Raw genomic sequence first — 9129 nt, forward strand, 5'->3', positions numbered from 1 at the left:
TTGTTATTTCTTCTTCTTGGTATCTGGATGTTATTGTGTGGTTGCCGCTGTTTAGGTTGATGGCAATGGATGCGATACCTTCTGAATTTGTTAGTCTGTTGTATCTGTTTCCATTTATTGTGAATGTAACGTTAACCTTTGTTAATACGTTTCCGTTTTTGTCTGTTAATTTGGCTGTGAATCTGGATCCGTCCTTGTAATACATTTCCAAATCATTGGCTTTTAGGTTGTAGTTTGTTTTGATTGTGATTTTGTTTGTTATTGTTATGTTTTTGTATGTTGTTTTTATGGTGTATGTTCCGGGTGCCAGGTTGATTATCAATGATGCTGTGCCCTGGTTATTGGTGGTTCCTGTGTATGTTTCGTTGTTTATGCTAAATGTTACTTTTCTGTTGGTTAGGAGTTCTCCTTTTGTGTTTTTGAGTGTTGCTTTGAATGTTGAATTGTCGTGGAAATACATTTCCAAATCATCAGCGACGAGTACTGCTGGGTAGTCTTTTACTGTGATTTTATTTGTTGCTGTTGCGTTTTTGTATGTTGCTTTTATGGTGTATGTTCCTGCTGGCAGATTGATTGTTAGTGAAGCTTCACCATTGGAATTAGTTGTTCTGTTGTAGTCTTTTCCATCTATATTAAATGTGACTATTTTGTCGGATAATATGTCTCCTTTGCTGTTTTTTAAGGTGATTGTGTAGTTTGTTCCGTCACGATAATACATTTCTATGTCTTTGCCTGTTATTATTGGAGAGTATTCTTTTACTGTAATCTTATTTGTAACTGAAACGTTTGTATAACTGGCTTTTATGGTGTATGTTCCTTCAGGTAGGTTGATTGTTAGTGAAGCTTCACCATTGGAATTGGTGGTTCTGTTATAGTCTCTGTTGTTGATATGGAATGTTACAATCTTATTTGCTAGTGCTGTTCCTTTGGTATTTTTTAAGGTGATTGTGTAGTTGCTTCCGTCTCGGTAGTACATTGTGATGTCTTTTCCGGTTATTACTGGAGTGTAGTCTTTTACTGTGATTTTGTTTGTTGTTGATGTGTTTTTGTATGTTGTTTTTATGGTGTATGTTCCTGCTGGCAGGTTAATCGTGATTCTTGCAATACCGTTTCCGTCGGTTATTCTTGCATAGTTTCTGTTGTTGATATTGAATGTTATGTCTACATTGGTTATTGGTGTTCCTTTGGTATTTTTCAAGGTGATTGTGTAGTTGGTTCCGTCTCGGTAATACATTTCAATGTCTTTACCGGTTATTATCGGTTCGTAGTCTTTAACTGTGATTTTGTTTGTTGTTGATGTGTTTTTATAGGTGGCTTTTGCTGTATATGTTCCTTCTGGTAGGTTGATTGTGATTTTTGCAATTCCGTTTTTATCTGTTGGTCTAATGTATGTTTCACCGTTTATTGTGAATGTTACATCTACATTGCTGATTGGTGTTCCTTTGGTATTTTTCAAGGTGATTGTGTAGTTTGTTCCGTCTTTGTAGTACATTTCAATGTCTTCGCCGGTTATTACTGGAGTGTAGTCTTTAACAACGATTTTATTTGTTGTTGTTGCGTTTTTGTAGGTTGCTTTTATGGTGTATGTTCCTTCTGGTAGGTTGATTGTGATTGATGCGATACCTTCTTTGTTGGTTAATCTTTTGTAGTTTTCACCATTTATTGTGAATGTTACTTCTGCGTTGGTTATTGGTGTTCCTTTGGTATTTTTCAAGGTGATTGTGTAGTTGGTTCCGTCATGATAGTACATTTCAATGTCTTTTCCGGATATTACTGGTGGGTAGTCTTTAACAACGATTTTATTCGTTGTTGTTGCGTTTTTGTATGTTGCGGTTACTGTGTAGGTTCCTTCTGGTAGGTTGATTGTGATTTTTGCTATTCCGTTTTTGTCTGTTGGTCTAATGTATGTTTCACCATCAATTGCAAAGGTCACATCCACATTGGTTATTGGTGTTCCTTTTGTGTTTTTGAGTGTTATTATATAATTACTTCCGTCACGGTAATACATTTCAATGTCTTTACCGGTTATTACCGGTTCATAGTCTTTAACAGTAATCGTATTTGTTGTTGAAACATTTTTGTAGGTTGCTTTTATGGTGTATGTTCCTTCTGGTAGGTTGATTGTGATTGATGCTATTCCTTTGTTGTTTGTTGGTTTTGTGTAGGTTTCGCCGTCTATTGTGAATGTTACGTCTACGTTGGTTATTGGTGTTCCTTTTGTGTTTTTGAGTGTTACTGTGTAGTTTGTTCCGTCTTTATAATACATTTCTATGTCTTTACCAGTTATTACTGGAGGATAGTCTTTAACAACGATTTTATTTGTTGTTGATATGTTTTTGTATGTTGCGGTTACTGTGTAGGTTCCTGCAGGCAGGTTGATTGTGATTGATGCGATACCATCTTTGTCTGTGAATCTTGTGTAGTTTTCACCGTCTATGTTAAAGGTTATTTCTTTGTTTGCCAGTGGTGTTCCTCTAGTGTCTTTTAAGGTGACCGTGTAATTGCTTCCGTCTTTATAATACATTTCTATGTCTTTGCCGGTTATCACTGGAGGATAGTCTTTAACTGTGATAATATTGCTGATTGATGTATCTATGTAAGTTGTTTTTATTGTGTATTTGCCTGATCCCAGGTTAATTAAGAGGGAGGCCACACCATTATTGTTAGTTGTCCTTGGGTATGTAATATTATTGATGGCAAATGTAATTATTCTTCCACTTAATGGATTGCCGTTTCCGTCCTTTAGTGTTACATTGAAGGAGGATCCGTCGCGATAATACATTTCCAAATCGCCTGCCGTTAATGTGTAGTTATCATTTTCACGAACATTAATTTTATTTGTAACGGATTCAGTTTTGTAGCTTACCGTTATCGTGTAGTTTCCCTGGTTCAATGTTAAGAATATTCTTGCAATACCATTTTCATTGGTTTTGTTGGTGTATGTCTGGCCGTTTATTTCAAATGTGATTTCGGCATCTTTAATGTTGTTGTTTCTTCCGTCAGTCAGTTTGACGTAGTACTGGAATGTTTCATTGTCATAGACTTCCAGGTCTCCAACACTAGTTAAATTGATGTTTTTAAGAACGGTAAATGTATTTGTCACGATTTTTTCTTCAAACTGGCTTGTTATTGTGTAATTGCCGATAGGCAAAGTCAATGTCAATGATGCAGTTCCGCTATTGTCCGTTGTCTTTATGTATTTTTCATTGTTTATTGTAATTGTAATGTTTCTCTCTGCAATTCCGTAGCCGGATTCGTCTGTTAACGTTACATATATTGTTCCTTCCTCTCCGTCATAGGTCAACACGTCATAACCTGTCAGATTTATTAAGTCTTTGTTTTCGTATGTTGTGTTGAATGTGGAGTAATTATAAAGATAATTTCCTTCGTAATAGATGAATATGCTGTTGTTTACTTTGTTGTAGTTTGGTATGAATGTTACCTGACCGTTAGTCAAGTTTAGGCTTTGCAGCTGGTCATTGATGTATAGGTTAACGGTTCCGGTCGCATTGTCCGGATCAACTTTTACCGTGATTTTTTCATCATCTACTGTTACATTTAATCTTGTCTGGTATTTGTTCGCATGCAGAATCACAGTTGCAGTTGAATTTGCATATTTTTTATCTCCCGGGAAGAAAATTGTGATATTGTATATTCCTCCAGCCAGATTATCCAATGTAATTGTGTTTTCTCCGTTTTTTAGAAATATTGCTCTTGTTTCATTGTTTATTATTATGTTTGAGTTTCCTGCCACTTCGCCTTTCGGGGTTAATGTAACATTCAGGTATGCGGTTTCACCCGCCATGATGTCTGTTGTGTTGATTGTGAGGTTTGTTTCGTATTTTTTCACTTTGAATATTGCTGAAGCGTTTGTCACCTGGTAGTATTTGGTATTCCACAGTTCGATTGTTATGTTATATTCGCCTGCTGCAAAATTCTTCAATGGGAGTTTGGTACCGTCACGCACATAAACAGTTTTCTTTTGAATTAATGTGTTATTCATGTCTTTTATATATAAGTATGCCTGATTTGAATATTCGCCCGGATTTATATTAACAATAATTTGTCCGTTTTGACCGTAATAAACTTCAGCAATACTTAATGATATGTTTAGAGGTCTTTTATCCACAGTATAGTTTGTATGGAATATTGCTTTGTTGTAGTCCTCATCCCCTTCGTAGCGTATTTCCAGATCATATGTTCCTGGAATTAAATCAGGAACTTCAATGGTGGCTTTCGTATCCCCGATTTTGGTCGTGTATATGTCGTCATCAAGTCTTAATGTGATGCTGCCGTTTGGCTGGTGAGTGTAGTTTCCGGTCACAGTCATATTGAATTGGGCAACTTCACTGTAGTAGATTTCTTCATATTCCACTTCCATGCTGGAGTTTACTTTTCCAACATCGATTTCTGCTAGTTTGGTGCAGTCCCCTAATGTTGCAGTGACATTATATGACCCTTTAACGTCGCTTTCATTAAATTCAACCGTTGCCTTTCCGTCCACTAACTTTTTAATAATGGGTTTTCCGTTGACATTGAAGTTTATGTAGATATCAGGCAATAGGTTGTAATTTTTATAGAATGTTCCGTTGTCCAATTTTAAGGTTAGGGTAATGTTTGCCTTATCTCCAATGTTTAATGGAAAATAGTTCTGCTCAAAATCCATGATGAAATATTTGTCTATGTCGAAATTGATGTATTTTTCAATATGTTTGTTTGCATCATAATAGTTTAAGGTCACGTTTGCATTTTCTGAATTGAAGATATATGTTGACAATACCTTGTTTAGACTAATCACATATTTTTCATAGTTTGAATTTATGAATATGTTATGGTTTGCTTTTAGATTTCCGTAATTATAGATATTATATGATCCTATGGCAGTATCCCTATTTTTGGGGGTGTTGTTGTCAAAGACACATCTCTCGATTGTCATTTCTCCTTCATTGTAGACCACGCCGAATATTGTACTTCCCTGGTATGTTGACCCTATTCCCTTTGCAAGTGAATTTTTAAATGTGCTGTTTGCTATTATTGCATTTCCATAATTTGAAACGGCCACTCCTCTTGTTGATGAGGAAAGTGATGAGAATGTGGAATTGTTTATGTATAGGTTTCCGTAGTTTTTGATTGCACTTCCAGGACCTCCCTCAAAGCAGGAATCTTCAACAGTTAAATTTGATCCTTGAGGATTTTCAACTGCATTGGAGCATACATTTTTAAAGTTAACGTTTTTGAGGGTAAAATTCACTCCTCCATTAACTTTAAAGAAGTAGTTTTTCAGTTCTCCGTCAATAATTGCATTATCAATTCCTGTAATTGTAACAGGCTGTGTTATTGTTAATTTGGTATTATTTACTCCTGAAAATGTTCCTTTATCAAGATATATTGTACCGTTGTATCTAATGCATTCCAGTGCACAGGCAATTGTTTTCATAGCATCGCTTGGAGAAGTACCCATATTCTCGTCATCACCGTTTATTGCATCCACATGGATTTCTTTTAATTTGATGACGGTAAATCCTTTATTATTTTCTGCAGGGTAATATTTGTCGTTTCCATTATAATAAAGCCTGTAGGTGTAGTCTCCACCGTGTAAGCGTGTAAAGTTCAAATATCCTGTGCCGTTTACGACATTGGTCTTGTAGACTTTGCCGTTCATGAATATGTAAACGTCTGATGAAATGTCATCGTCGAGGGTAATGTTCATGATTACGTCTTCGCCTGAAAGAACGGTTTTTACATATGAAGTCAATGTTGGGGTGTTTTTTATGATGTTGATTGTGCTGGTATTTTTTTCCTGAAGGTAATTGGAATCTCCTTCAAAAATGGCTGTAATGTTGTGGATGCCACGAATCAGGTCTTTAATGACAAATGTTGCAACATTGTTCTCGGTAAGGTTATTGTACTCTATTTCATCTATTATTAGTTTGATATTGCCGTTAACGTTTGTATGGACTTCAATTATTGTATCGCTGTAGATTGTGGTTTCGTTGCACTTAATGTCTAAATATGTAATGTTTCTCATTGGGGAAAAGATTACTGTTTCACTTGCAGGCATGTATTTTGAATCTCCTGAATATGAAACTTCAACAACATATTTGATATCCTCTAATGGGGTCAAATCAATATTTGCGATACCGTTGTTCACATCTTTTATGGTTTCAGCGCCGTTAACGTTGAATGTAATCTGGCCTTCGGCGTCTTCAGGCAATGTGGCTACAATATTTTCCCTTCCTTCAACGTTGAATGACGGCATCTGCCTATCTATAATATTCAGTGTTAATTGTGTGCTTTTATCTCCATATATTACAGTAATTGTCTGTGTGCCCGCTTCCGTTGGGCTATATTTTAGGCAGGCCACGCTATTTTTCAGATTAACGGATTTTGTTCCTTTTGGGGTGGTGAAAGTCACAGTAAAATCATCAATGAAATTGGAATCAAATCTGTAAGTTCCTGTTGAATTGGTGAAGTAATTGAAATCAGCAATTATGTCTACGCTGTCTCCCAATCCGATGCTTGAATTTGAAAGATAAATGTTCGGGGTACAGTCAAAGCCTGCTTCGACTTTGTTCAATAAGAAATTATGATTGAAAATATAGTAATCGTTGAAATTATGATAGATGGTTGCAATGTGTTTTGAAAAATCGTTTTCAGTATGTATTTCTGAAATGGCATAATTGTAGTTCACTCGGTCAAATATTGAAGAATCTATTACAATGTATGAAGAATCTGCATTATTCCAGAATGGATAGGTGGAAACCCCATACAGATAGCAGCCGTCAATATACATTGTCGTGTTCTCACCACTTAAATAAATAACATATTTTGTTGAAATGCTTTTAAACTTACAGTTTGTGAAATAGATGCTGGTATTTGTCGTGTTGAATACGAAAACTGAATCTTTAAAGTCCTGAAAAGTGATATTGACAAATCTGAATGTTGAGTTGCCGTTTATTCCAAATCCGAATGTTTCTCCTTTAAAGATGGTTTTGTCGTTTCCCGCACCGATGACGGTGATAACCTTATCATTTGAGGTGATATTGAAGTCATAGTTCATATAGTCATAGTTGTAATATGTATCGGACCATTTTTTGGTGTATGTTCCTTCCCCAACATATATTGTTATGTCATCATCCATTGACAATGCGTCATTTACTGCTTCGTAAAAGCTGTTATAAACCTTATTTTTGCTTTTTATTCTAAATTCGCCATTGAAAATATAATCAGAGTAATTTTCACTATATCTGGGAACTGTGCTGTTGAAGTCATTCTGTTTTACATATTTGAAGTATAAATCCAGAATTTGCCTGTCGACACGAACGTTAACGTGATAGATATATCCTTCTTCCAGTGTTTCGGTGATTTCATTAATTGCAATGGCATCTGTTGTCGTTAAGTTTTTATATTTTACATTGTCGCCGAATTCAACATTTCTTGGATATAAATATTCAGGATTGGACAGGTTATTTCCGTATCCGTCCTTTGTAAGGGATACATAAATGGTTCCATTGTTGTTTATTAAATCAGCAACGACATCACTGTTTTTTGAAGAAGGATTGTAACCATACCAATTATTCTTAACCACAGCACTGCAGGCAGCTATATTGGAATAACTTACTCCTCCATTAATGAATGTGTTATATGTACATGATCCGCTTGAGCTAAAATCATAGTCAACTCCTGAATTGATAAATTCGTTTCCGGTTATTGGTGCTTTATTGACGGATATTGATTTGCCTATTCCCGCACTATTGTTAACAAAGCTGGAACTTTTAATTTCACCTTGGCTGATTCCACGTTCGGCTATTGCACCACCATATGTTGACCCTCCACCTATGGCTCTGTTGTTTATAAAAAAACTGTCTTTAACATTGAAACTGGATCCTGATTTAAACATGATTGCTCCGCCACCGACATTGCATGAAGCACAGATAGTGTTGTTTATGAAAGTACAGTTGCTAATTGATGTATATGTGTTTGAACTTGTACATATTGCTCCACCACCATCGCTAAGAGCAGTTCCCTTTGTCGTTGTTGTTGAATAAGCGTAATTATTTAAAAGAATGGAATTTTCTAAATAAAGGGAACCAGTGTTGACGTTGATGGCACCGGCTCCGTTTAATGAACCGGTATGGTACCCATTAACTAGAATAACATTTTTAATAACGACTTTTGAATTAACATTGAATATTCTTACAAGATTTTTAGCGTCTATAGTATGGTTGTTACCTTCTATTGTAATTTTTTTATTAAGATTGATTCCTTCCTTAAATAGGATTTCTTCACCCTGTGTATTTTCGTTTAGTGTATAGTTGTTCTGCAAAACTAGAACTCCATTTACGGAAGTATTTTGAATTTCTTCGTTTAAAGTTTGAAAATTTTGAATTTGGGGGGCATTTTGATAGATATCTGTATCATTGCTTTCGGCATGAACCGTTGAACATGATATGAATATGATTAATAAAATGCCTATAAAAAAATATTTCTTTTTCATGATAAATTTCTCCGATTATATTTGAATAATTATAATGTATATTTGTTATATCAAATATTAAAATATTATTGATATTAAATTAGGTGTGTTTTATAATCTAAGATAATGGTGTATGTGGTTATTAATTATGCCGTAAATATATATTTGATAACATTATAGCAATACTGTATGTAGATTCTATAATTTGATTATTTTTATAATTTATTTGATTCATTAACTCTACATTTGACTTGAATTGATTAACAAGGTTTTCTAGATCTTGATGCATTATTGGTGTTAATTCTATTAGCTTTTTATCATCGAAGCTTTATTGATTATTAATTTTTCTGTAATTATTACATATAATTCCCCTATGTCATCGTTATATGATGAAATTAATGGGAAAGTAAATAAGTTTCATTCGTTAATTCTGTATTCGGCAAATTTGAATTTTTGCAGTTGAAATAGTATCAAATATTATTTTCCTATTTTTTTTCATTGTTTTTTAAATCAATAGTTCGCAATCTATATAACATGATTAAATAGGTATTGATTAAAACAATATTTGTGGGAGAGAACAATTTTTCATGTTCTTGCCAAAATTAAAAAAGGTAGGGTGATGGTTAAATTGTGTTTTAGGCTTGTATGGTTAC

At 34.6% G+C, this 9129-nt stretch carries 1 protein-coding gene; it reads right to left on the reverse strand.

What is annotated here, in order from left to right:
* A partial coding sequence (locus tag ACKI3Q_RS03900) for an Ig-like domain-containing protein (protein WP_407414459.1) occupies positions 1-8497 on the reverse strand: 8497 nt, incomplete at its 3' end.
* Between the last annotated feature and the right edge of the window lie 632 nt (positions 8498-9129).

The sequence above is a fragment of the Methanobrevibacter sp. genome (genome assembly GCF_045636185.1).
Classification (GTDB): domain Archaea; phylum Methanobacteriota; class Methanobacteria; order Methanobacteriales; family Methanobacteriaceae; genus Methanocatella.